This is a genomic window from Pseudomonas sp. 210_17 TE3656 (assembly GCF_054821965.1).
The window spans coordinates 552899-576315 of the sequence record NZ_JBTRBC010000001.1; the positions used below are offsets into that span (position 1 = coordinate 552899).

The 23417-nt window shown below is 59.8% G+C and carries 25 protein-coding genes and 1 tRNA gene; 13 read left to right on the forward strand and 13 right to left on the reverse strand.

The window, feature by feature from the left end; genetic code table 11:
* Window positions 1-239: 239 nt before the first annotated feature.
* Complete coding sequence (locus ACVI9W_RS02650) at window positions 240-830, reverse strand: hypothetical protein (RefSeq protein WP_461529100.1); 591 nt, start codon at window positions 828-830, stop codon at window positions 240-242.
* 606 nt (window positions 831-1436) lie between these two features.
* Here ACVI9W_RS02650 and ACVI9W_RS02655 point away from each other — a divergent pair.
* The gene (locus ACVI9W_RS02655; RefSeq protein ID WP_461529101.1) at window positions 1437-1823 is read left to right on the forward strand and encodes a hypothetical protein; all 387 of its coding nucleotides are present in this window, start codon (window positions 1437-1439) and stop codon (window positions 1821-1823) included.
* The gene (locus tag ACVI9W_RS02660; RefSeq protein WP_461529102.1) at window positions 1753-2079 is read left to right on the forward strand and encodes a hypothetical protein; all 327 of its coding nucleotides are present in this window, start codon (window positions 1753-1755) and stop codon (window positions 2077-2079) included. The genes ACVI9W_RS02655 and ACVI9W_RS02660 overlap by 71 nt, the downstream gene beginning before the upstream one ends.
* 15 nt (window positions 2080-2094) lie before the next feature.
* On the opposite strand, the gene ACVI9W_RS02665 is transcribed toward ACVI9W_RS02660, so the two are convergent.
* The gene (locus tag ACVI9W_RS02665) at window positions 2095-2913 is read right to left on the reverse strand and encodes an MrpH family fimbial adhesin (protein ID WP_461529103.1); all 819 of its coding nucleotides are present in this window, start codon (window positions 2911-2913) and stop codon (window positions 2095-2097) included.
* 215 nt (window positions 2914-3128) lie between these two features.
* On the opposite strand from ACVI9W_RS02665, the gene ACVI9W_RS02670 reads away from it, so the two are divergent.
* The 3 genes from ACVI9W_RS02670 to ACVI9W_RS02680 all read left to right on the forward strand — a co-directional run bounded on the left by ACVI9W_RS02670 (window position 3129) and on the right by ACVI9W_RS02680 (window position 5207).
* Window positions 3129-3497 (forward strand): hypothetical protein, encoded by a 369-nt coding sequence (locus tag ACVI9W_RS02670; RefSeq protein WP_461529104.1) that lies wholly within the window; start codon window positions 3129-3131, stop codon window positions 3495-3497.
* Between the two features lie 655 nt (window positions 3498-4152).
* Complete coding sequence (locus ACVI9W_RS02675) at window positions 4153-4692, forward strand: hypothetical protein (RefSeq protein ID WP_461529105.1); 540 nt, start codon at window positions 4153-4155, stop codon at window positions 4690-4692.
* Window positions 4693-4832: 140 nt separating this feature from the next.
* Window positions 4833-5207: a hypothetical protein gene (locus tag ACVI9W_RS02680; RefSeq protein WP_461529106.1), complete on the forward strand. Its 375-nt coding sequence runs from the start codon at window positions 4833-4835 to the stop codon at window positions 5205-5207.
* Between the two features lie 238 nt (window positions 5208-5445).
* Here the strand turns inward: ACVI9W_RS02680 and ACVI9W_RS02685 are convergent, their stop codons facing one another.
* The gene (locus tag ACVI9W_RS02685) at window positions 5446-5625 is read right to left on the reverse strand and encodes a hypothetical protein (RefSeq protein WP_461529107.1); all 180 of its coding nucleotides are present in this window, start codon (window positions 5623-5625) and stop codon (window positions 5446-5448) included.
* A gap of 107 nt (window positions 5626-5732) precedes the next feature.
* Here ACVI9W_RS02685 and ACVI9W_RS02690 point away from each other — a divergent pair, with 107 nt between their 5' ends.
* Genes ACVI9W_RS02690 through ACVI9W_RS02700 form a run of 3 tightly spaced genes read left to right on the forward strand, consistent with a single transcriptional unit; the run spans window position 5733 to window position 6753 of the window.
* Window positions 5733-6080 carry a hypothetical protein gene (locus tag ACVI9W_RS02690; protein WP_461529108.1) on the forward strand — a complete coding sequence of 116 codons (348 nt, stop codon included), beginning with the start codon at window positions 5733-5735 and terminating at the stop codon, window positions 6078-6080.
* Window positions 6081-6122: 42 nt separating this feature from the next.
* Window positions 6123-6332 carry a DUF4224 domain-containing protein gene (locus ACVI9W_RS02695; RefSeq protein WP_461529109.1) on the forward strand — a complete coding sequence of 70 codons (210 nt, stop codon included), beginning with the start codon at window positions 6123-6125 and terminating at the stop codon, window positions 6330-6332.
* 13 nt (window positions 6333-6345) lie between these two features.
* Window positions 6346-6753 carry a site-specific integrase gene (locus ACVI9W_RS02700; RefSeq protein ID WP_461529110.1) on the forward strand — a complete coding sequence of 136 codons (408 nt, stop codon included), beginning with the start codon at window positions 6346-6348 and terminating at the stop codon, window positions 6751-6753.
* A gap of 101 nt (window positions 6754-6854) precedes the next feature.
* Here the strand turns inward: ACVI9W_RS02700 and ACVI9W_RS02705 are convergent.
* Window positions 6855-6928: transfer RNA gene (locus tag ACVI9W_RS02705), tRNA-Cys, on the reverse strand.
* Window positions 6929-7236: 308 nt separating this feature from the next.
* Between ACVI9W_RS02705 and alkB the strand changes: the two genes are divergently transcribed.
* Window positions 7237-7893: a DNA oxidative demethylase AlkB gene (gene alkB / locus ACVI9W_RS02710; RefSeq protein WP_461529111.1), complete on the forward strand. Its 657-nt coding sequence runs from the start codon at window positions 7237-7239 to the stop codon at window positions 7891-7893.
* A 231-nt stretch (window positions 7894-8124) separates the two neighbouring features.
* Window positions 8125-10071 carry a DNA topoisomerase III gene (locus tag ACVI9W_RS02715; protein ID WP_461529112.1) on the forward strand — a complete coding sequence of 649 codons (1947 nt, stop codon included), beginning with the start codon at window positions 8125-8127 and terminating at the stop codon, window positions 10069-10071.
* Window positions 10072-10073: 2 nt separating this feature from the next.
* Here the strand turns inward: ACVI9W_RS02715 and ACVI9W_RS02720 are convergent, their stop codons facing one another.
* From ACVI9W_RS02720 to ACVI9W_RS02750, 7 genes are all read right to left on the reverse strand, one after another.
* Complete coding sequence (locus ACVI9W_RS02720; RefSeq protein ID WP_461529113.1) at window positions 10074-10901, reverse strand: class I SAM-dependent methyltransferase; 828 nt, start codon at window positions 10899-10901, stop codon at window positions 10074-10076.
* Window positions 10902-10948: 47 nt separating this feature from the next.
* Entirely contained in the window at window positions 10949-13042 is a 2094-nt protein-coding gene (locus ACVI9W_RS02725) for a TonB-dependent siderophore receptor (RefSeq protein WP_461529114.1), read from the reverse strand.
* Window positions 13043-13183: 141 nt separating this feature from the next.
* Window positions 13184-13939, reverse strand: coding sequence for an ABC transporter permease (locus ACVI9W_RS02730; protein ID WP_157193137.1), 756 nt, complete (start codon window positions 13937-13939; stop codon window positions 13184-13186).
* Window positions 13939-15138: an ABC transporter substrate-binding protein gene (locus ACVI9W_RS02735; protein WP_461529115.1), complete on the reverse strand. Its 1200-nt coding sequence runs from the start codon at window positions 15136-15138 to the stop codon at window positions 13939-13941. The genes ACVI9W_RS02730 and ACVI9W_RS02735 overlap by 1 nt, the downstream gene beginning before the upstream one ends.
* Complete coding sequence (locus ACVI9W_RS02740) at window positions 15104-15952, reverse strand: ABC transporter ATP-binding protein (protein ID WP_461529116.1); 849 nt, start codon at window positions 15950-15952, stop codon at window positions 15104-15106. Before ACVI9W_RS02740 ends, ACVI9W_RS02735 begins: the two co-directional genes overlap by 35 nt.
* Window positions 15949-17010 (reverse strand): acyl-CoA dehydrogenase family protein, encoded by a 1062-nt coding sequence (locus tag ACVI9W_RS02745; protein ID WP_461529117.1) that lies wholly within the window; start codon window positions 17008-17010, stop codon window positions 15949-15951. Before ACVI9W_RS02745 ends, ACVI9W_RS02740 begins: the two co-directional genes overlap by 4 nt.
* A 50-nt stretch (window positions 17011-17060) precedes the next feature.
* Window positions 17061-17618 (reverse strand): carboxymuconolactone decarboxylase family protein, encoded by a 558-nt coding sequence (locus tag ACVI9W_RS02750; protein WP_191832429.1) that lies wholly within the window; start codon window positions 17616-17618, stop codon window positions 17061-17063.
* Between the two features lie 105 nt (window positions 17619-17723).
* On the opposite strand from ACVI9W_RS02750, the gene ACVI9W_RS02755 reads away from it, so the two are divergent.
* Both ACVI9W_RS02755 and ACVI9W_RS02760 read left to right on the forward strand, forming a co-directional pair.
* Window positions 17724-18635, forward strand: a complete 912-nt coding sequence (locus ACVI9W_RS02755) for a cupin domain-containing protein (protein WP_461529118.1) — start codon at window positions 17724-17726, stop codon at window positions 18633-18635.
* 139 nt (window positions 18636-18774) lie between these two features.
* Entirely contained in the window at window positions 18775-20400 is a 1626-nt protein-coding gene (locus tag ACVI9W_RS02760) for a methyl-accepting chemotaxis protein (RefSeq protein ID WP_461529119.1), read from the forward strand.
* A gap of 76 nt (window positions 20401-20476) precedes the next feature.
* Here the strand turns inward: ACVI9W_RS02760 and ACVI9W_RS02765 are convergent, their stop codons facing one another.
* A complete protein-coding gene (locus ACVI9W_RS02765; RefSeq protein ID WP_442108290.1) occupies window positions 20477-20830 on the reverse strand; it encodes a DUF1428 domain-containing protein in 354 nt (117 codons plus the stop codon).
* Between the two features lie 269 nt (window positions 20831-21099).
* Here ACVI9W_RS02765 and ACVI9W_RS02770 point away from each other — a divergent pair, with 269 nt between their 5' ends.
* Window positions 21100-22839, forward strand: a complete 1740-nt coding sequence (locus tag ACVI9W_RS02770; protein ID WP_461529120.1) for a dipeptidase — start codon at window positions 21100-21102, stop codon at window positions 22837-22839.
* A gap of 48 nt (window positions 22840-22887) precedes the next feature.
* Here ACVI9W_RS02770 and ACVI9W_RS02775 read toward each other — a convergent pair whose 3' ends face one another.
* Entirely contained in the window at window positions 22888-23226 is a 339-nt protein-coding gene (locus ACVI9W_RS02775; protein WP_461529121.1) for a hypothetical protein, read from the reverse strand.
* Window positions 23227-23417: the final 191 nt, after the last annotated feature.

The following is a 23417-nucleotide window of genomic DNA, read 5'->3' on the forward strand; positions in this document are numbered from 1 at the left end:
GCCGCCCTCAAGGCTGCTTGGTCGGCAAGCTGAGTTTCATAACGCCAGCCCTGCACTTTCCATGTGGCAAAACAAGCAATGGCCACCAGAAGTAGCAGCAGCGCCCACAAAGCCGTCCGTAGGCACAGCCACAGAACCAGCAAGGCTCCTCGGGCCCCGACTACAACAGCTTCGACGACGACATTCCCTTCGCGCCGCTACATCACTTGGCCGGCTGGTGAAGCCAGCCCGAGTCTAACTCAGCGCTTCGCTGCGCGCTGGTACACGCCGTTGAAGCGCACGTTCATGCCACCGCATTCGGCGTTGTCGGACACGACCAGGGCATCGCCCAACCAATGCACGTCCATGTGGCAAATGTCGTCGCGCAAGGTAATGGTGGCGCCCTTCGGTGTGGCCGAGGCCTCGATCTCGCCGAGGTGTGTGGAAGGCCAATCTACAGGATTGGCGGATGGCCAGAAGGCATTACCCCTAACATACAACTGGTCGCCACGCGCGCGGATGCGCAGGTTGTTGTCGCCGTTGTGCCAGTCGCCAGCCCAGTCCTTCAGCTTCGGTGTGGCCAACGGCAGCGGCTGTAGGTGTGTCTTGTCGACCCAGCCCGAACTGCCGCCCCCCTTGTTCGGGAAAAACGCACAGCGGAAGCGACCTATGTCGCGGCCGGTTAGCACCGTATCGCCGCTGATCACGTAGCTGCGCTGTCGGCAGGCTGGTTCGCCCTTGGCTGGACAGCCATCCATATCGCCGAGTAGAAAAAGACGCGGTGTGCCGACCACCTTGGCCAAGGCGAAATCGCTTTGCTCGGAAGGAAATGCACCGTTGCGGCAGGACATCGGGTCGACCATTTCGCTGGCAATCGCAGCCGTGGAAAGCAGTGTAGAGAGCAGGAGTAGTGGCCGCAGAAGTGTTGCTGAGCCCCTAGAATCGCCACCGACTTCTCCGGCGGAGCGCCGCCACCGTCCTGATCGTCGCCGTACTGCAGGGAGCGACGCTGCGGTAATGCTCTGGAGCAAGGCATCCAGCCGTGTGTGTAGTGACTCGATGGTTCGGGAAGCCGAGAGCATGTTATGGGAGTCCATGGTGTTTGCTGCCTCGTAGCGTCAGTTGATGGCAGCACGACCTTATGAGAAGTGGTAACCCCAACACCATGTGTACGAACGTGGCATGTGGAATGCGCCGGAAACTCGGGCAACAGGATCGGCGTATTTCACCAGAAGCGGGAAGTCTTCTCCAGGATTTCCCTAGGTAAACTCCGAACAAGCCGTTGCCAATCCAGCTGTAGCCTGTTCGATGCATTTCAGGCCGCTGCAGCGTTCGAAGCCGTCGGTGCCTGGAGACAGGAAAAGATCGCAGCGTGAAAAGAGCTTCAAATCGCGTCCGGCGTGGCCGGCGCCAGCAATGGATCAAACTGCCGCCCGGCTGCTTGAGAGGTACCGGCAATGGCCGAGAAGAAGACCGGAGCATCCAAGCACTCGGTGGACTACCGCGACCGGGAGAAGAAAAAGGCGGAACAACTGGGCATCGAAAAGATGACTCTGGTTACCGCTGCTGGCACCAAGCTGGCCATGTCGAAAGCGATGCAGGCCCACGGCTTCAGTCAATTGCAAGAGCTGCTGCAGGACCTGCACCTGTCGTTCCTTGCCTGTGACCGAGAAGAGCAAGCGCGGCGCCTGAAGCGACCTGACACGTCAGCTTTTGAGATAACTCCAAAACTAGCGCGTCAGTTCGAAGAAGCCAGTCGAGCCGAGCTGAAGCGTGACCCTGGCGGATCGTGGGCACTACATCGGCGTCATCCTCGACAGCGACCCGAAGAAGCGCATCCGTAACTATCACCCCACCTGGGAGATACAGTACGGCGAGATGACCGAGACGCTGCCGCTCAGGCAGTGGGAAGTGCTCACCAACGGCCTGTATGACTGGGATGACGTGAGATACATGCTCGGCGACGCGCGCCACTATGTGCAGCGCGTGTGGGCAGCCACTCGCAGCCAGGCCAAGTACCGGGCCTATCAAGAGCTGGCTGAGTGCTTCAACGACGACGCGACGGCCATGCTCACCTTCAAAGTCCGGGCTGCCGCCTGACTCTTCGGCGCTACACTAAGGCGGGGAAATGGTCAGCACTGTAGATCCGGAGAAAGGCCCCGGCTCCACGGTTCCATTGCTGCTCAGCGTTGACTTGATGAAGATAGGAGTAGGTATACCTTCTTCAACTTTGATTGGAACACCATTTGCTGGGGCTTTACCGTCAATCGTGAGCTTGGAGTACAAGCTGCCATCCGCCCTCAGCTTAACGCCCGATGGATTTTCTTTGCTTGCAGAGGCAATAACGCTAGACACTCCAGTGCACGTCAATTGAAGAGTGACTGCTGCTTCATTACCATCGATAGCAGCATCACTGACATTATTATGGTTAATTGTAGCGTTTCCTTTGATCTCGCACTGTAGCGCTGGCTTTATTACTTTCGCGCAAGGGCCAAAGGGCGCGACCAAACCTCCCGCCCCAACATAGCTGAACCCTTGAGCAAAGCTAATACAAAAACTATCACTAACCCTTCTATCTTTCGGAACAAATAAGCTACCTTGAAAAGGAATTGAAAAGCCACGCATTTGGTTGCGCACAGCCGTCATGGAAGTGTTTGGCCTTATGTCATACCAAGAATGTGTACTGAGTACCATAGCCATGTAGTCACCAGGGCCTTGCGCCCCAACCAAGTATAGAGAACAAGAAACAGCTGTCGTATCACTACAAGCACTATCGCCACCACCCTCCCAACTAGTGACCGTAAAATAGTAACGAGCCCCACCAGGTTCGTACTGGCTCTTGTTAAATTCGATAGAGATGGCATGTGCAGCATTGACTACGAAGCAGAGTAGAAACAAAAGCGCAGTCCAGTAAGGTCTTTTACTGTTCAACACATTCGCTCCTACACAAAAAATTAGCGGCTAATTCTATTAGGCACTTTTTGCTTTTTATCTAGGAATCTGCCGTAGCTTTTGTAGGAATTTTCCGAGAGCTGTCAGGTGTGCTCCTGGCAGCAAGCCTGTTGCACCTCTCCGATTGAACTGAACCACCCTCCCACTTCAACGAATCACGCCATCCCATTGAGGCTGGTGGCTGCCTGGAGATAACCATGAACACATTCGCAGTCTTCGGCATGACCGCCAACTTAGCGCTGGCTATGGCCAGAGAGACAACCAAGCCTTCAAGGCTGCCTACAACTGGGCTCACCCTGGCGGAATGGAATCCGGCCGTCGAGGAGCAGGCGGCCAAGATCATGGCCGGCAAAAAAGTTAGGCAGCTCAGCCAACTGTTCGATGCACCTCAGTATGCCGAACAGTTCGTGGAACTTGAGAGAAAGACAGGTGAATGCCGCGATCTGCGCATCAGGGCCAAGTGTGAAATCACCGACGCCAAAGGCAAGCCAGTGATCAACCAGAAAACCAAGTTACCGAAAGCCGGGTGGACCGATTACCTACCTGACATCTCGAAAGTCGCCTGAGAGGAATATCCCCATGCCCACAGAAAACCGATCCAGCAACACCGAACAGATGGTCAGCGTGCCGCGCCATATCGGAAAAGAACCACTCACTGGCAGCTACTACGCAGCTAAATGTACGCGCTGCGGCTGGGTCGGTAGCTCTTCGGAATTGACCGACGAAGGCGGGAACGAATACACCCCCTGCCCGGATCATGCGCATGACCTCAGAGCGGGAAGGCATAGAGCTGACTGCTGTCTTCCACCGCCCTCCTATCTCCGACGGCGCCAGCCCCGAACAGATGACAGCCCAAGGCGCCGACGGCTACCGGAACGGGATCAAGGCAGCAGCTGAGCTTGCCGCAGACTACCCAGAGTTGGCCCAGCGCATCCGCGATTTGCCGCTTCCGCAGTAGTTTTGACCGAAGGAGTACATTTGTACTCCACGCCGAAATACCCTCTCCCCTCTATTGAATAGCCGCTATATGGCGGATTTGGAGAAGTCATGCCTGAAGAAAAAGACTCACGCCCAGGCAGTGACGCACCGAGGATGTCAGCTAGGCGATCAAAATCTTTGAGCCCCATGATCCGATATCGACGTTGAAAACGGTCGCCCCATAAGCAAAAATGGCGATTGGCCATCGCTTTGATACAGCCACTAATAACAGGGAAAAATGGAATGAAGTTAAAAGTCGCCGTCGCGCTCAGCTGCCTCCTTGGCGTCTCGAGCATTGCTTTCGCCCGGCTGGATTTTCAGTATCAAGAACTGCCTCAGGATAGAGCTAGCAGGGAATATGGCGCTCAAATTAAAGCCCTTGAGAAAGTGATCGATGGTTACAAGTGGGCCGCCGCAAATGGGGCTGGCTTCATCATTACTTCAATCCCAAACCCCATACCAACTGCCACAAGTGATCGAGCCGTCAACGGATTGTATTTCGGAATGCAACGGTTTATTTATGATAAAGAACAAGTTCGAACCATTCCATATGAGCTTTACGCGCGACAAAGCGAGCGAGTTGGGTACGTAGAGCTCTGGGACGATGAAAGCTCCGGCTCAATGCATGTGAAAATCATTGACGACAATACGCTTGAAGTTTTCAACGACGCAAAAGAGAGCGACGAAAAAGACCGTCTTATATACAAAAAAGTAGCTCAATTTGAAAAGAACCCTCAAAAAGACAGACTCAAAAGCGCGAGTGAGTCTGGCATGTTTTTCTAATTCCGCACTTTATTTGAGGCTACGTCAGTAGCCTCACCGCTTCGAGCCCGGCGCAAACTATGCGCTGGCAGAAGCCTCCTCTCATTTCAACATCCCCCTCCTCCTTCATAGTCAGCCGCTATAGCGGCAAGGACGAAGTCATGCCTGAAGCAAAGAACACCGATCACGAGCTGCTGCAGTTGGCCGCCAAAGGTGGCCGCCTGGAAATCGAACCGTGCACTTGCCGAGACCCCAAGCGGCCGTATTGGTTGAAAGGTCAATCTGGTGTCAGGGCTCACTGGAACCCACTGATCAATGACGGGGATGCACTACGCCTGGCAGTGGTGATGGGGAGCGCAGATCGACTGGGCGTGGCAATTCACATCGTCGAGCCATTTGATGGGGATACCGGGCCTTACACCTGGATCGACGCGGAAAAGTTCGGGGAGTTCAACCACTACCATGGCGACGATCCGTTTGCCGCCACCCGCCGTGCAATCGTAGAGGCCGCCGCTGAAATCGGGAGACGGTCATGATCCTCCTACCCATCGCCGCCTCGCTCTACATAGCCTGGATGATCAGGAAGGGGCCGAGGCCATGAGACGAGGATAGAGCCGCCCAGCCAGGCTTACGTCGGTCTTGGACCCAGGACAGCTGACTGAACGAACAGGACCATCATGTCCGCCGCCCAGGTCAGTGTCTGTAAGAAAATTCTGAATACCCCTTCCCCCCTACAACAACTCAAGCCTGCAGGTAGGCCCATTTCCAGAACCTTCAGCCTGCGCGACTTAGGCGAATGTACCTGAAGGCAATAAGAGCCAGATTTGGCAGCAGCATGATTGCGAGCATTCCCCAAATACCTACTACACCGGCGCCATAAAAGCCTCCGCCTACCGCAGCTGACAGGAACTGAAGCAGCGCGCCTGGTGATGACCATTTTCCCTTGGCTTTCATTCTTGATCCTTGAATGACTTCGAAAATTCACACTCAGTTTACAGCTCGCCGATATGCGCGAGCGAGGATTAGCTATGCCTGAAATCACCTGTTACCAAGGCCACACCATGCGAGTCAGCACGGATCAGTGGGTTGAAACACTGACCCTGGACCAGACGCGCTACGCCAGCGACAAGATGGCCGAGAAAATCAAGGCCGCCGAGTCCCAGCCCAAGCGCTGCGTGTGGCGGGTGTGTCGCGGAGGCTTGGTTGAGGAGAACTACCGCGAGGAGGACGTCGAGAAAGCAGCCGACCACCTGCTGCGCATCTTCAAAGAGCACTTCGCCGAAGAGGCAAAGGCATTTGTCGAGCACCACTACGGCACCCTGCGCTTCGAACGCGAGATCCCGCACATATCAGTCGAGCTGGTCAGCCAGTTCGAATACGACACCGAGTGGTTCCCGGCCAAGGCCTAACCCCTCCCCACCTCTGCCGCCATGCGCGGCGTGGAGACAATCATGGAAATACAAAGCGAGACCTTAGTCGAGGACGAGATCGCTGCCATCACCGGCTACCAGATCCCATCGAAACAAATCAGCTGGCTGGAACGAATGTCGTGGCTGAGGCCTGGGCATTGGATCTATCACGCGTGGGGTAACAGATGCGCAGCAGGAAGGCATCGAACAAGGACCTGCCGCCACGGATGTTGCGGCGGGCCCGAAAGATGAAGAGCGGGAAATTGTGGGTGACCAGAACAAGACGGACAAGAAGCTGCGCATCCGGCGGCATGTCGATGGTGAACTGACCGGCTTGGGGCTGTTCATCGATGCGCTTCTACAGCGTCGGAAGCTGCAGGGCGTGCGCAACTCCCGCCTCATCACCAACGACTCGGGCCTGCGGATGAGCTGGGAGATGCTCAGAAGCCGGTTCAGCGAAGCGAGAGACAAGGCGGCACGGAAGCTCACTTCTGATGGAAACACAGATCTGGCTGCCAAGGTTCGGCAGTTCCAGTTCCGCGATATCCGACCGAAGGCTGCTTCGGAGATCGAAGACATAAGCCAGGCCAGCCGGCTGCTGGGCCACTCCAAGGAGGAGATCACAAAGCGCGTTTACCGCCGTGTTGGCGAGGTGGTTAGCCCTACCAAATAATGTGCCGATGCGGAAACGATGCCTATTTATGCGGAAATGATCGGCTTTTCTAGCGCGCAAAGAAAAACCCCGCAGACGTTAATCTGCGGGGCTTTCAATAATGGAGGCCGAGGTCGGAATCGAACCGGCGTAGACGGATTTGCAATCCGGAGCATAACCACTTTGCTACTCGGCCTCAAATGCCCGAGACCCTTGAACGAGCGATCTCCAACATATACAACTCTTTAAGGAAACAACTCAATACAACTGCTATCTCCTTGAAAACGCTAAGCTTTTCAGCTGCCTCGTTTTCGATGGACGCAATTATGGACTCATTCGATTGAGCTGGCAACCCCTTGAATTCAAAAAGTTTATTTTTTTCTGCAAGGAGCGCCAAGCGCCTGTGAAACCCGGGTTCGAACGCAGGGTTCGGGCTGACGCATGCCCGCTAAAGCGTCTTATCATACCGAGCATGTCCCCTGCCCGTGCCGTAATCTGTCGTCGATGATGCAAACCGAACTGGACCTGTTCAATCCTCAAGACCCACCGCAACCGCAATGGGTCGGCAAACAAGCGGTGCTACTGCCAGGCTTTGCCCTGCCCCAGGTTCAGGCATTGCTGCCGGTACTGCGTGAGGTTGTCGCCCAGGCACCGTTTCGCCATATGGTCACACCCGGCGGGTTGAAGATGGCTGTGGGGCTGACCAATTGCGGGGCGTTGGGTTGGGTAAGTGATCGCCAAGGCTACCGCTACAGTTCGGTCGACCCCTTGAGTAATCAACCCTGGCCAGTACTGCCCGAGATGCTGCTGGAACTGGCCAACCGCGCAGCCGCGTTGGCCGGGTTCAACAACTTTCAAGCCGATGCCTGCCTGGTCAACTGTTATCGCCCAGGCAATCGCTTGAGCCTGCACCAGGACCGCGACGAACGTGATTTCACCCAGCCGATCGTGTCGGTGTCGCTGGGTCTGCCCGCGGTGTTTCTGTTCGGCGGACATGCCCGTAAAGAACCCACCCAGCGTATTGGCCTGCGCCATGGTGACGTGCTGGTCTGGGGTGGCGAGGACCGCTTGCGCTACCACGGGGTACTGCCACTCAAGCCGGGTGCACATCCGCTGTTGGGCAGCCTGCGGATCAACCTGACCCTGCGCAAGGCCGGATAACGACCCGCCTGAATTGCACTCCGCGCAACGCGGCGGTGGTGATCATCATTCCCGGCTCCGGCCCCACCGATTGCAGTCGCAAACATTGGCATACCTGGCGAGTACTGGCGCGAAAGTCGGGTACCCGCCAGCACCCCTAAAACTGTATATGCATACAGATAAAACTTGCCAGCCCGGTCGATCCTGCGCATTCTATGCCTCACTCCAGCCATAGAATGACACCCAGCCGGCATGCGTCTGTTTCTCTGCGAAAAGCCCTCCCAGGCCAAGGACATCGCCAAGGTCCTCGGCGCCAACCGCCGCGGTGATGGCTGCTGGGTGGGCACTGACGTCACAGTCACCTGGTGCATCGGCCACCTGCTCGAAACCGCCCCGCCCGACAGCTATGACGCCCGTTACAAACGCTGGGCACTGGCTGACCTGCCGATCATCCCGAGCCAGTGGAAGATGCTGGTCAAACCAAAGACCGCCAGTCAGTTCAAGGCGGTCAAACGTCTGCTCGGCGAAGCCCGGGAGCTGGTGATCGCCACCGACGCCGACCGCGAGGGCGAGATGATCGCCCGAGAGCTGGTAGAGCACTGCCGCTATCGTGGGCCGATCCGCCGCCTGTGGCTGTCGGCCCTGGACGATGCCTCGATCCGCAAGGCCCTGGCTGCGCTCAAGCCCGGCAGCGAAACCTTCAGCTTGTATCACTCGGCGCTGGGCCGCTCGCGTGCCGACTGGCTGATCGGGATGAACATGAGCCGCCTGTTCACCCTGCTCGGACGCCAGTCCGGCTATCAGGGCGTGCTGCCGGTAGGTCGGGTGCAAACCCCTACCCTGCGCCTGGTCGTGGATCGCGACCGCAGCATCGCCGACTTCGTGCCGGTGGCGTTCTGGGCCATCGATGTTCTGCTCGACAGTGCCGGGACCCGCTTCAGCGCACAATGGCGCGCCGCCGAAGACACCTGCGACGATCAGGGTCGCTGCCTCAACCGAGCCCTGGCCCAGCAGGCCGCCGCGGCTATCGGCAATGCCGCCAGCGCCCGTGTGGTCAAGGTGGCCACCGAGCGGGTACGTGAAGCTGCGCCCCTGCCCTTCGACCTTGGCACCCTGCAGGAACTGTGCTCGAAAAAGCTCGGCCTCGGTGCCCAGGAGACCCTCGACATTGCCCAGGCGTTGTATGAAACCCACAAGCTGATCACCTACCCGCGCAGCGACTGCGGCTACCTGCCGCTGAGTCAGCACGCCGAGGCAGCAGCCATCCTTGCCGCGCTGCTGCGTGCCGACTCCAGCCTTGCACCACTGCAGGGGCATCTTCAGGCCCAGCGCCGCTCACGCGCCTGGAACGATGCCAAGGTCAGTGCTCACCACGGCATCATCCCTACCGCGGCGGCCAGCGACCCTTCGCGTTTGCCGCCCAAGTTCAAGGCGGTCTACACCCTGATTCGCGCCCGCTACCTGGCGCAGTTCCTGCCCAACCACGAATACGACCGCACCCAGGCCGACTTCGACTGCGCCGGCCAGGCCCTGCGTGCGGTGGGTAAGCAGATCGTCGAGCCGGGCTGGCGCCGCGCCCTGCCTGAGGCGCTGACCCCGGCCAAAGGTCGTGAGGCTCCGGTCGCGCAAGTACTGCCAGCCTTGCAGCAAGGGCAGGACTGCGCCGTGGCCGAAGTCAATCTCAAGGACCTGTGGACCCAACCGCCCAAACCCTTCACCGAAGGCGACCTGATCAAGGCCATGAAAAACGTCGCCAAACTGGTGGACGACCCACGCCTGAAACAGAAGCTCAAGGACACCACCGGCATCGGCACTGAAGCTACCCGCGCGGGAATCATCCAGGGCCTGCTGGACCGTGGTTATCTGATCAAGCAGGGCAAGGCACTGAGTGCCACGCCAGCAGCCTTCAGCCTGATTGACGCCGTGCCCCGGGCGATTGCCGATCCGGGCACCACGGCAATCTGGGAGCAGGCGCTGGACATGGTCCAGAGTGGTGAAATGAGCCTGGAAGACTTTGTCGCCAAGCAGTCGGCATGGATGAGCAAGCAGGTGGAGCGCTGTGCCGGGTTGAACCTGACCATCAGCGGCCCGGCGCTGCCGCGTACACCATGGAAAAAGAAGCGCAAGAGTAATGCCGGTGCGGGTAAGCGGGTGCGGGCATCATCGCGGGGCAAGCCCGCTCCCACAGCTTCGCGATAACGCTAAATAGCCTGCTTTATCGCCTGCAAGGTGTAGCTCAACGGCAACCGCCAACGGTCCTTGTCCAGCGACCATTCCCCTTGCGCATTCTTGCTCATCTGCCCCGGCAAGGCCTCCCAGGGGATGCTGTCGTGCTCCACCAGTGCGCTGATCTGCAAACCATGGCGCAACAGGGCACTGACGACCTCGCCCAACCCATGGTTCCATTCATGGGTAACCGTATGGCTGAGCGCGGTGTCCGTCTCGACATAGGTCTGCTCACTGTCCCAGACCGTCGGAGCTTCGCGTTCGAAATAGGGATACTCGATCAGCAGTCGATCCTGATGATCTTCGTTCACCGCCAGCAGCATCGGATGACCCTCGCGCAGGAACAAGCGGCCACCTGGCTTGAGCAAAGCCGCTACCGTGCGCGCCCAGCGATCGATATTCGGTAACCAGATCAAAGCGCCGATACCGGTGTAAACCAGGTCGAAACTCCCGGGGGCCAGTACCTGGTCAGCGGCATAGACATCCGACTCAACATAGTCGATTGACGTGTCACAGCGTTGCGCCAGGACACGGGCCTGAGCCAGCGATTGCGAGGAAAAATCCAGCCCGCTCATCCGTGCCCCCAGCCGTGCCAGCGACAGGGTGTCGGTACCGATATGGCACTGCAGATGCACTGCGCGCAAGCCGCTAATGTCACCCAGGCGTGGCAGGTCGAAACGTACAACTTCGGACAAGTGCTGCGGATCGGCAATGAACCTGTCCACTTCATAGTCAACGGACGCCGCATGCAGTGACGCCCGTTCATCCCAGCTGCGGCGGTTGAGTTCCAGCGAGTCGCTCATCATCAGCCTTCCTTTGGCAAACACCAGAACGTGCGACTATAGCCCGCTCACAGCGCCAGGCTCAAACTGACCATCAGATTGCGCGGCTCGCCCGGCAGGTTCCACACCGCGTTGTAGCCGCGCTCATAGTATTTGCGGTCGAACAGGTTATTGAGGTTCAGGCCGACGGTGGCGTGCTCGCTGACCTTGTAGTGGGCCAGCAGGTCGAGCGTGCTGTAGCCCGGCAGGCGAAAACTGCTACCGGCCTGACCGGAACGATCACCGACATAGTTGGCCGCCGCGCCGATATCCGAGCCCTGCAGCACGCCCTGCTGAAACTCATACACCGCCATCAGGCTACCGCTGTGCCGGGGAATGCCAAGCAGGTCGCTGCCCTCGGGCAGGCTGGCATCGCCCTTGGTCACCTCGGCATCGATATAGGCATAGGCACCGATCAGGCGCACGGCATCGCTCAGTTGGCCACTGAACTGCAAGTCGACGCCCTGGCTGCGAGCCTTACCGGCAGCAACGCTGTCGCCGAAGGCATCAGTGGTGATGACGTTTTCCTTGTCGATCCGGAACAGCGCCAGGGTTGCGCCCACGCGGCTGTCGAACAGATCAAACTTGAACCCGGTTTCATAGCCCAGGCCCTTCTCCGGTTTGTACACCTGCCCCTGGGTGCCGATGCTGTTGGGCTTGAACGAGGTGGAGGCGTTGGCAAACACACCGACCTCAGGGGTGAGTTGATATAGCAGTCCCACTCGCGGCGTCGCCACGTCTTTTTCCTGCGTGTTGCTGACCTGGCTGCTGCGGTTCTGTGCAGTCTGCTCAATTTGTTCCAGACGCACGCCGATCAGGCCGCGCAGGCGCTCGGTGAAGCTGATCTGGTCTTGCAGGTTGAGGGCGTAGCTCTGCGTGCGTTCAAAAAAATCATTGGGCTTGACCAGCGCTGGCTTCGGCTTGCCATACACCGGGTTGTAGATATCCAGGCCATAGGCCAACGAAGTGGCGCTCTGCGGGTACTTCTGACTGTTGCGGTAGTTCTCGTACTCCAGGCCGATCAGGCTCTGGTGCTGCCAACCGGCGAAGTCGAACTGGCCATGCAGCTCAGCCTGGCTGATGTTGTCATTCCACTCGAAATCCCGCTCGCGGTAGAAACGGCTGAGGGTGGTGCCGACCAGGCGTTGAGGCTCGGAGCTGTTGCCCTTGAGCCGGCCCTGAGTGTAGTGATTGGCCAGGCGCAGCTTCCAGCTGTCATTCAGGTAGTGCTCCAGGGTCAGGTCCAGGGTCTGGTTGTCGTTGCGGATGCGCCCGTCGTTCGGCTCACCAAAGAATGTCGAGCGGCTGACCGGACCCAGTTCGTTGTTCACCGCCGGGACCCCACGATCAAACACCGACTCGGTGCGCGAGAACTCACTGTCGATCGACAACAGCGTGTCCGGGCTCAACTGCCAGCTCAGCGATGGACTGACGATACGCCGCTCACTGCCAACGTAATCGCGAAAACTGCCGTTGTCCTCCACCGCCATGTTGACCCGCGACAGCACGCGGCCGTCTTCACTCAGTGGCGTGTTCACATCCAGGCTGCTGCGATAGCGGTCCCAGCTGCCGGCGCTGGCCTTGAACTGCGTGAAGGCCTCGGCCTGGGGACGCTTGGTGACGATGTTCACCAGACCACCTGGATCACCCCGCCCGTACAGGCTGGCCGCCGGCCCCTTGAGCGCCTCGATGCGTTCGATGTTCGAGGTGTCTGGAGCGCTGTAACTGCCGCGGTTGACGGCGAAGCCATTCTTGTACAGCTCGCCGGTGGTGAAACCGCGCACGCTGTAATTGAGGAAGGTCAGGCCACCGAAGTTGTTCTGCCGGCTCACCCCGCCGGCAAAATCCAGAGCCCGATCGATACGGGTGCTGTTGAGATCTTCCAGCACCTGGCTCGGCACCACGGCAATGCTCTGTGGGGTGTCGCGAATGTCGGTGTCGGTCTTGGTCGCAGTGCTGGAGCGGTTGGCGCGATAACCTTGCACCGGACCTGTGGCGGACTCTTCGACGTGGCGCTCGCTGACGGTCAGGGTATCGAGCAACACAGGCTCGGTGGCGGCAGCGGGCAGCGCCAACAATGAGGCAGACAGGCCGAGAGATAACCTTCCTAGGGGGTAGTTCATGGGAGCTCCTTAATGGCTATGTAATAACATAACAATTAATGGAATCATTTGAAAATGATTGGAGCGTTTCATCGCGGGACAAGCCCGCTCCTACAGGTGCGAGTCAACCTTGTAGGAGCGGGCTTGCCCCACGATCAATCCTCAGGCATGCACCCAGCGCCGATGCAGCCCACGAGCCAGTGCATCGAGCATGAACCCCAGCACCCCGATCAACAGCACCATGGCCATCAACTCCGAGTACGCCAGGCGGTCACGGGTATCGAGGATGAAGTAGCCCAACCCGGCACTGACCCCGAGCATTTCGCACGGCACCAGCACGATCCACAGGATGCCGATCGCCAGGCGCACACCGGTGAGCACATGGCCGATCACCCCGGGAATGATCACCTTGCACAGCGTCTCCCAACGGGTGGCACTGAGGCTGCGGCTCAGTTGCAGCCAGCGTGGATCGAGCTGACGCACACCGGCTGCGGTATTGAGCAGAATCGGCCACAACGCGGCAAAGGCCAGCAGGAAGTAGATCGGCTGGTCGCCCACGCCCATCAGCATCACCACCACCGGCATCCATGACAGCGGCGAGATCATGCGCAGGAACTGAAACGCTGGCGAGGTCGCCGATTCCAGGTGACGATAGCTACCCACCAGCAAACCCAGCGGCACGCCAATCAACAACGCCAGCAGCAAGCCGATCAGGATGCGCTTGAGGCTGACCCAGACATGCTCGTAGACCTCAGCCTGCCCCAGCAACTCGACAAGACTGGCCAGGGTCGCCTCAGGCGAAAAGCGTGCCGACAGACCATCAGCCTCACCAAACAGGTGCACACCCAACCACCACAGCAGTAGCAATCCGAGCAAGCCGGCAGCCCCCAGGGCGCCATGCAGTACATGCTTACCCATCAGATCGCAAACTCCTCGCTACGCTCGAAGCTGTCCGGCAAGCCGAAGGCCTTGAGCCCACCCACCGCCTCGATACTTTTACGCACAAAACGGTCATCAACCAGGTCGCGGGCCGTCTGTTGCGGGTCGAGGCCGGCAAGGAAGCCCTTCTCACCTTCAATCAGGGTGTTCTGCAAGCGACGCACCAGTTCCTCGGTGTAGCTGGGGAACGGATACGGCTGGAAGTCGATGCGCTTTTCATCCCACTGCGCATGCTGGATCGCGCCACTGGCAATGTAGGCCGCACGGTCATCGGCAGACGGTGCCAGCACCTGGGTCAGCACCTGCGGGGTATGCGGGGTGTAACGGTTAGGTCCGGCCTTGGACAGCAGAGCTGCGGCTTCGGCGCGGTGATCGCGGGTCCACAGCTGGGCTTTGACGATGGCATTGACCACCTTTTGCGACCATTCCGGGCGGTTGTTGAGATCATGCTCGTGCATGAACACTACACAGCAGGCGTGGTTGCGCCAGATGTCACCGGTAAAGCGTTGCACGCGGCCGACCTTGAGGTCTTCGGCCAGGGCATTGAACGGTTCGGCAACGATGTAGCCGGCGATGCGCTTGCTGGCCAGGGCTGGCGGCATGTCCGACGGTGGCAGCACCACCAGGTTGACCTCGTTGGCGGCCAGTTGCGCGGTGGTCGGCTTCGAGACCGACGTCAGGCCATGGTCGCGGAACAGCTGCTGCACCACCACGTTGTGAATCGAATACCAGAACGGAATTGCCACGCTCTGCCCGCCCAACTGCTTGACCTCGGTGATGCCCGGGGCCACGGTCAGGCCCGAGCCGCCGACATGGTTCCAGGCCACCACCTTGGCCGGTACCTTGCTGCCGTAGCGCGCCCAGACGGTCATTGGCGAGAGCAAGTGAATGACGTTGACCTGGCCGGAGATGAACGCCTCGATCACCTGCGCCCAGCTGCGCAGCAGCACCGGCCGTTCGGCCTTGATGCCTTCGGCTTCGAACAGGCCATTGTTATGGGCCACCAGCAAAGGCGTGGCGTCGGTGATCGGCAGGTAGCCGATGCGCACCGGGGCGTCCGGATCGCTGGCAGCACGCGCCTGCAAACTGCTCAGCAGCGGCATGGCGCCACCGGCCGTCAGCAAGGCGCTGAGTTTGATGAAATCACGACGAGTGTGAGTGAAGTCGTCCAGGCACATGGGCAGTCTCCGACGGCAGCGGCAAAGGTTCAGAATCAGGTTCAGGAGTGCGGCTGGCCCGCCGAAGGGTTTTGAGGATGTCGATACGCAACGCGCCCAGTTCCTCGACCCGCTGCTCGCGTGGTTGCGGCAGGTCGATGTGCCATTGGCCGAGGGTGCGCGCCGGGTGGTTGCCCAGTAGCAGCACGCGATCGGACAGTAGCAGGGCTTCGTCGATATCGTGGGTAATCAGGACCGCCGCAGTGTTGTGCCGGGCGATCAACTGCAGCAACAGCTGCTGCATGTCGGCGCGGGTCACTTCATCCAGCGCGCCGAAGGGTTCATCGAGCAACAGCACCTGCGGCTGACGCGCCAGACAGCGGGCCAGCGCAGTACGCTGGGCCATGCCACCGGAGAGCTGCGCCGGGTACTGCTCGCGAGCGTGCTGCAGGCCGACCGCTTCAATGGCGTGGTCAATCCGTGCACGGCGCTCGCTGGCCGCCAGTTTGGGCTGACGGGCAAAATCGAGGCCGAAGGCGACGTTCTTTTCCAGGCTCAGCCAGGGCAACAGGCTGGGGTCCTGGAACGCCACGGCAAGGCGCGGATGCGGGCCTTGCAACGGCTCACCGAGCAGACTGACGCTGCCAGCGCGCGCCTGCTGCAAACCGGCCAGCACCCGCAACAGGCTCGACTTGCCGACACCGCTGGGGCCGAGGATGGTGATCACCTCCCCCGGAGCCAGTTGCAGGTCGAAGTCTTCCAGCACGCTCTGCCAGCCTTGTTCACGCGGATAGCCAAGGCTGATCCCGCGGGCTTCAAGCAACACCTGGGTCATGCTGTCGACGCCTGCCGTTGCAGCTCGGCGCGCAACTGCACCAGGCTCGGCGTGACGATCGGCACGAATGCCGACTCGCGCCAGCGCCGCGCGAAGCCTGCGCCATAAGCACTCAGGTAGGCCTTGCCACCGCTGGCCTGCAATTCCAGCTGCACGGCATCGGCAGCTGTCTCGGCCAAGGTGATGCGCAACTTGAACAGCGCGGCGGGCTGGGTCAGGAAGCGCCCCTCGAGCAGGCCCTTTTTCAATTCGGCGACGGTGTTTTCCAGGCGTTCGCGCAACACGCTCAACGCTTCGCCGAGGAACGAACGCACACCTTGCAGGTGGCCTTCCACTTCGTCCAGCGAACGCCGCGCCAGGCCGATGGCCATGCCACATTGCAACCCCAGGAACGAAGGGCGAACCGCAGGCAGGAATTGCTTGGCGTTCTCATGCAGCAGCCAGTCACGACTGAGGGAGACCTGCTCGAAGTTCAACGCCGCGGTATTGCTCGACTGCAGCCCCATCAGCTGCAGGTCGTCCGAGCGGGTGAGCCCGGCAGCGCTATCCGGGATCGCCAACACAAATGGTGAAGCACCCTCTTCTTCAATTGCTGCCGCCACGACAAAACCACCCTTGCGCAGGTTGGTGACCCAGAACAGGCGTCCGTCGAGGGTCCAGCCCTGAGCATCGGCAAGACCTTTGACTTGCAGCGCTTCGATGCCGGACAGGTACTTCATGGCGTTGGACAGCCCGGTAGCACCGGCCAGCTCACCGCTGAGCAGTTTCGGCAACAAGCGCTCGCGCAAGGCGATATTGGGACTGTGCAGCAGGTATTCGATAAAGGCCCGCTGGCCCCAGAATACGAAGGCAGCGGCCAGGGAATGAGTGGCGACGTTGGCCACGGTTTCCACCGCGTCGGCGACCGTGCCGCCACTGCCGCCCAGGGTTTCGTCGATACCGACGCGCAACACCTGCGCCGCAGCCAACTGCCCCAACACTGCCTGCGGGTCGCAGTGGCCCAGATCGAGGGCTTCAGCCTCGGCATCCAGCCAGGTGACCAATGCAGGATCGAGCATAGCGTTTACTCCTTTAAAAAAGCGCCAGCCTGCGCCGGCGCCAAGGGTTCTTATGCCGAAGGCTGCCAGCGGTACTTGCTCAGCTCATCATTGAGCGGCGTCTGGGCGAACACATTAGCAAAGTTGCACAGGGTGGCGAGGCTCACACCGAGAATCACTTCCAGGGCGTGACCTTCGCCATAGCCGGCTTCACGGAAAGCGCTGTAGCCGGCATCGCTGACATTGCCGCGGGTGGCGATCACTTCACGGGTGAAAGCGGCAAGGGCTTCAAGCTTTTCCTGCGGCAGTTCGCCGCGAGCACGCAGAGCGTCGACCACCTCTTGCGGCAGCTTGGCCTTGTTCAGCGCCACGGCGGTGTGACCGGCCACGCAGAAGTCGCAGCCATGATTGGTGGCGGCTACCAGCTGCACCACTTCGCGCTCGGCCAGGCTCAGCTCGGCCTTGCCGTTGAGGGCCGAAACGGTGACGTAGGTTTCCAGCGCGGCCGGGGCATTGGCCAGCACGCCGAGCAGGTTGGGAATAAAGCCCGAGTTCTTCTGGGCGTTTTCCAGGAAAGGACGAGCGGCTTCAGGGGCGCTTTGCAGCGTGTGTAGAGTAACGCGCGACATGGAGTGGACTCCTGCATACTAGGGTGTCGCACAAGTCTGTTGGTTATAAGAAATACCTTCCATATTCTAGAGTCGTTATTACTTGCTCCTGAGTCTTTCCCTTAGATGATTTCCTCCAGCCCCCTTGTCGATTGGTTATTAGAAAGCCTTGAGCTAGACGCCAGCCTGTTCCATGTCGGGCGTTATTGCGGTGGCTGGCACGCCAGCACCCAGGGTCTGGCACGGGCCAGTTTTCACCTGGTGGTGCAGGGCCATTGCTGGCTGCACATAGCTGGCCAGCCCCAGGCCGTTGCCCTGGAAGCGGGTGATGCGGTGTTCCTGCTGCGTGACCTTGAGTACCGGTTGTCTGGCACCGCCGACTGCGAACTGGCCCGCCAGCAACCGCGCATGGCCATGCTGCCGCTGGACCATGACGCCAGTGACGGCGTCGGCCTGGTGTGCGGGTTCTTTCATTTCCAGCCGGGCCTGTCGTCGCTGATCATCGAAGGCCTGCCCGACTGGCTGATCCTGCGTGCTGGCGACCCGGCCCTGAGTGCCGCCACCGCGCTGTTCGAGCTGATCCTCGCCGAATGCCAGCGCCAGCCTGCGCCCTCCTCGGCCTTGCTTGAGCGCCTGAGTCATCTGCTGTTTCTCTACGTGCTGCGCCAACAGGTACAGGCAGACCTGCCCATGGGCGGCCTGGTATCGCTGGCCCGCCACCCGCAATTTGCCGCCCTGGTCGAGCAACTGATCAAGCATCCCGAACAACCCTGGCCGCTGGAAAGCATGGCAGCCTGCACCGGACTATCGCGTTCGGCCTTCTTCAAGCGTTTCAGCGAACTGGCCGGGCAGTCCCCCGGGCAAGTGCTGCTGGCCCTGCGCATGCGTCACGCCTGCCGCTTGCTCAAGGCGCACAACACCGTCGAACAGGTGTGCGCTGCCGTCGGTTACCAGTCCATCGCTGCCTTCACCCGCGCCTTCAGCAAGGCCATGGGCGTGCAGCCAGGTGCCTACCGGCGCCAGCACGAGGGCCGTTGAGGCAAACTGCGGGCGGTAATCGAACACAAGCGAATTCCAGCCCTCAAGTCCATCCGGGCAGACTCCGATAGCAGACCACCCACCGCCGATTGCTCGGTACAGCGTGGTGCTGATAACAATTAAAAGGAGTACTGCCAGCATGTTCGCCGACCTGAAAATTCGCACCGGAATGTTCTGGGTGCTGTCGCTGTTCAGCCTGACCCTGCTGTTCTCCACCGTCAGTGCCTGGCGCGCGGCGGTGGGTAGCGATGAGCAGATCACTGAGCTTGACCTCACCGCGCATCAGTCGGACCGTTTGAACAACGCCCTGTTGATGGCGATCCGCGCCAGCGCCAACGTCTCCTCCGGCTTTGTCGAACAGAGTGGCGGCCACCACGACAGCGCCAACAAACGCATGGCGCTGTCCGCACAGCTGATCGACAACAGCCGCAGCCTTCTCGACGAATTGGTCAGTAATGCCCAGGACCCGGCACTCAAAGCCCTCGCCGTCGATCTGCAAAACACCTTCGGCAAGTACGCCGAGGCCGTCGCCGGACAACGCGAGGCGACCCGGCAGAACGACCTGCAACGCTACTTCATCGTCAACACCGACACGGGTAACGCCATGGCCCGCATGCAGGCCCTGCGCCAACAGTTAGTGGCGGCCTTGAGCGAGCGCAGCCAGCAGATCATGCTCGAATCCGAGCGTCGCTTGAGCGCTGCCAAACTGCTGAGCCTGGCGCTGGTCGTGGTCACCCTGCTACTCGCCGTGCTGTGCTGGGGCTTTATCGCCCGCCGCGTGCTGCGCCCGCTGCTTGAAGCCAGCCAGCACTTTCAGCGTTTTGCCCAGGACGACCTGAGCGTGACCGTACAAGTCACCCGCCGCGACGAGATCGGCGAGCTGTTCGCCAATCTTGCCCATATGCAACAAAGCCAGCGCGCCACCCTGAGTCAGTTCACCGGCTACGCCACGCAAGTGGCCCAGGCCGCCCAGGTGCTGGAGAACATTACCGAACAGAGCACCCACAGCCTGCGCCAGCAGGACCAGGAACTGGAACAGGCCGCCACCGCTGTGACCGAAATGACCACCGCCGTGGAAGAAGTCGCGCGCAATGCCGTCACCACCTCACAAGCGGCCAATGCCTCCAATCAACTGGCCGAGCAAAGCCGTCAGCAGGTCAGCGACAACCTTGAGGGCACCCGTGCCATGGCCAGCGAAGTGCAGACCAGCAGTGAACGCTTGCAGCAGCTGGCCGGGCAGATTCGTGACATCGGCCAGGTGCTGGATGTGATCCGCGCGGTGTCTGAGCAAACCAACCTGCTGGCGCTCAATGCCGCCATCGAAGCGGCGCGTGCCGGGGAAGCCGGGCGTGGTTTTGCCGTGGTCGCGGATGAAGTACGCACCCTCGCCTACCGTACCCAGCAATCGACCCAGGAAATCGAGCAAATGATAGCCGGGGTGCAATATGGCACCGAGGCGGCGGTGGCTTCGATGCAGGCCAGCACCCAGCGTGCGCAGTCGACCTTGGGCATCACCCAGGCGTCAGGTCAGGTGCTTGAGGGGATCTACAGCGCTATCGGTCAGATCAACGAACGCAACCTGGTGATCGCCAGTGCGGCTGAAGAACAGGCGCAGGTGGCCCGTGAAGTGGACCGTAACCTGCTGAACATTCGTGAACTGTCGTCGCGCTCGGCGACCGGAGCGCAGCAGACGCGGGAGGCCAGCCAGGCGTTGTCGGGGTTGGCTGCGGAGCTGACGGCGTTGGTGGCGCGGTTCAGGGTGTGAGCGATCGCGGGGCAAGCCCGCTCCCACCGGATCACACAATCCCAGTGGGAGCGGGCTTGCCCCGCGATAAAACCGCCTACACATCCACCAGAATATTGAACCCGCCAAAGATCAACCGCTGCCCGTCAAAAGGCATGGGATTCTTGTCAGGCTGCAAGCGCGGGTCTTCCATCATCTTCTTCATCCCGGCATCACGCACCTCGCGTGAAGGCCAGAGAATCCAGGAAAACACCACGGTTTCGTCCGCCTTGCATTTCACCGCCATCGGAAACGAAGTCACCTTGCCTTCAGGCACATCATCGCCCCAGCACTCGATAACGCGCTGGGCGCCACACTCCTTGAACACCACCGCCGCTTCCTCGGCATGCTGTTTGAATTTCTCGCGGTTGGCGGTAGGCACGGCAAGCACAAAACCATCGACATAAGACATGACGCTGACTCCTGCACAGGGATTGAATCGATCAGGTGGATCTGTGCAGTAGTCGATTGACTGCCGGGTGATTCGACAGCCCGAAACGTTCACCGACGAGCGGTCAGACTCAAGTGCTTTTTCGTTTCTGCGTCGCTTTTGCGTTTCTGTGCGACAGTTCGCACTTCAGGGGCTCCTCTAGTGATTCCTGCTGATGTTAGTTTGCAGAGATGCCTGCGTCTTGAAGCAGACACCTCCTACTCACTATCTGCAAAGGAATGCCTCCAGCAATGGACTTCTCACTCAAGCACCTGGCTGCCACTACCCTGATGCTGGCCAGCCTCGCGTCGTTCACCAGCCAAGCGCACGCCAACATCACCCCGCAACAGAGCGCGGCCATCCTCAAGACCTTCAACGACGCTTCGGTGAAGGACTTCAGGCAGTTCCTCGGCAGCCTGGCCAAAAGCGATGTGGGCAAAACCGACAACCTCGGTGCGACCATCAGCGCCTTCCTCGACAACAAGCCCCTGAGTGCTGAACAGCAGAACGAAATCCATCGCCTGCTCGGCCTTTATGCGCGGGTCAAATACGGCAGCGCAGCCACCGAAACCCTGCGCGAACTGGTGGCAATCCCGACCATGCGCGTCGATGGCGTTGCCCAGCACGAGAACCCCGAATTCATCAAGATCGCCGACAAGATCAAAGCCCTTGCCCAGGCCTTCAACCTGAACTTTCGCAACATCGACAACCGTGTCTACGAGATCGCCCTCGAAGGCAGCGGCGACGAAGTGGTGGGCATCCATGCGCATGCCGATGTGGTTCCGGTGACCCCGGAAAACTGGGTACTGCAGGACGGCACCAAACTCGACCCGTTCAAAGTCACCCTGATCGGCGACCGCATGTATGGCCGCGGTACCGAGGATGACAAGAACGGCATCGTCGTAGCGCTCTACGCCATGAAAATCATCAAGGAAGAGCAACTGCCGCTGGCACGCAACTTCAAGCTGCTGGTGGACACCACCGAAGAAACCACCGGCGATGCCATCCCCTACTACTTCGAACACAACCCGATCCCCAACTACAACCTGGCACTCGATGGCGGCTACCCGGTGGTGATTGCCGAGAAAGGCTACGGCACAATCATGGCCAGCTTTCCTCGCCGTAGCGCAGAGGGCAAAGGCGCCGAAATCACGTCGATGACCGGCGGCCTGGCGACCAACCAGATTCCCTCGACCTCGGTCGCCACGCTCGTCACCGACAAGCCCGCAGAACTGGCCACCAGTCTGCAGAAAGCCGGTGCGGACTACGTCAAGAAAAATGGCGGCAATTTCGGCGTGACTGCCAAGGTCGTCGGCAAAGACGTGCAACTGACCGTCACCGGCGTTTCCGCCCACTCCTCCGAGCCCGAATCCGGCGTCAACCCGGTGGCGAGGATGCTCGACTTCATCCACAGCCTCGACGGCAAGGTTGCGCTCAAGCACAACCAGATCACCGACGCGGCCCGCTACGCCGCCGACAACTGGGGGCTCGACTATCTGGGCGGCAAACTGGGGGTCGGCTTCTCCGATGCCTTCATGGGGCCGCTGACCACCTCACTGACCTACGTCGGCATGGATGACAAGGCCTTCAAACTCGCGGTCAACCTGCGCGTGCCGGTCGGCAAGTCACCCGAGGTGCTCAAGCGTGAACTCAGCGACAAGCTCGCTGCCTGGAGCAAGCAGTCCAAGGTAACCGTGGCCTTCGACACCTCGATCGCCGAGCCGATGTACCGCAATCCCGAGGGTGAATGGGTCAAGGCGCTGCTGGCAGTGGCCAGTGAAAACCTGGGCATAGAGAAAAAGTTCGGCACTTCCGCAGGCGCCACGTCGGTGCATGAATTGCCTAATGGTGTGCAGTTCGGTCTGGCCATGCCTGACGTCAAATACACCGGCCACAACGACAACGAGTTCAAGACTGTTGAACAGTTCATGCTCGACCTGCAGATCGTGACCGAGATGATGGGCCGTATTGGGCAGATGCCGAAGCTTTAAGGCGCATGCGGGCCCGCTACTGATGCGGGCCCCTTGGCAGCGTGCGTGCTAGCTCAATTGAGCGATCAGCACCGCATTGCTGTAGATCAAGCTGCCATCACTGGCCCGGTGTCCAACCAGGTGAAACTGACCGCGTTGATCCTCATCCAGATAAACGCGTAACTTGCAGTCGGCCAGAGGGCCAAAACCTTCTGGTATGACCAGGTTCAACGCGGCCATATCGACATCGACCATGGCTTCAGGCTCGTGGCTGTTCTGCAGCCGCTCTTCGGCCTGCTCCAGCCTGGTATGGTTAGGGCCCAGAATGTCGAAGTGTATGTCTCCGACCGGAGTGGATTTTTGCTCGCCGTTGCGTTTGCACCAGCCTTCGATCGTCAGGGTACTCATGGCAGATCCTCATGATGTAGACCGTTTTGATCACTACTGAAGGTGTTGACCTCGGTGCAGGTTGAATCGTTCCGGATTTTCTCGGCGCCATATCAGGGAACATTAGGAAATAACACATTCCAATAAACCCTACTCAAACGTACACTTCGCTGTGTGAATAAACCTCAAGCGTTGATTTCACATCGAATTTA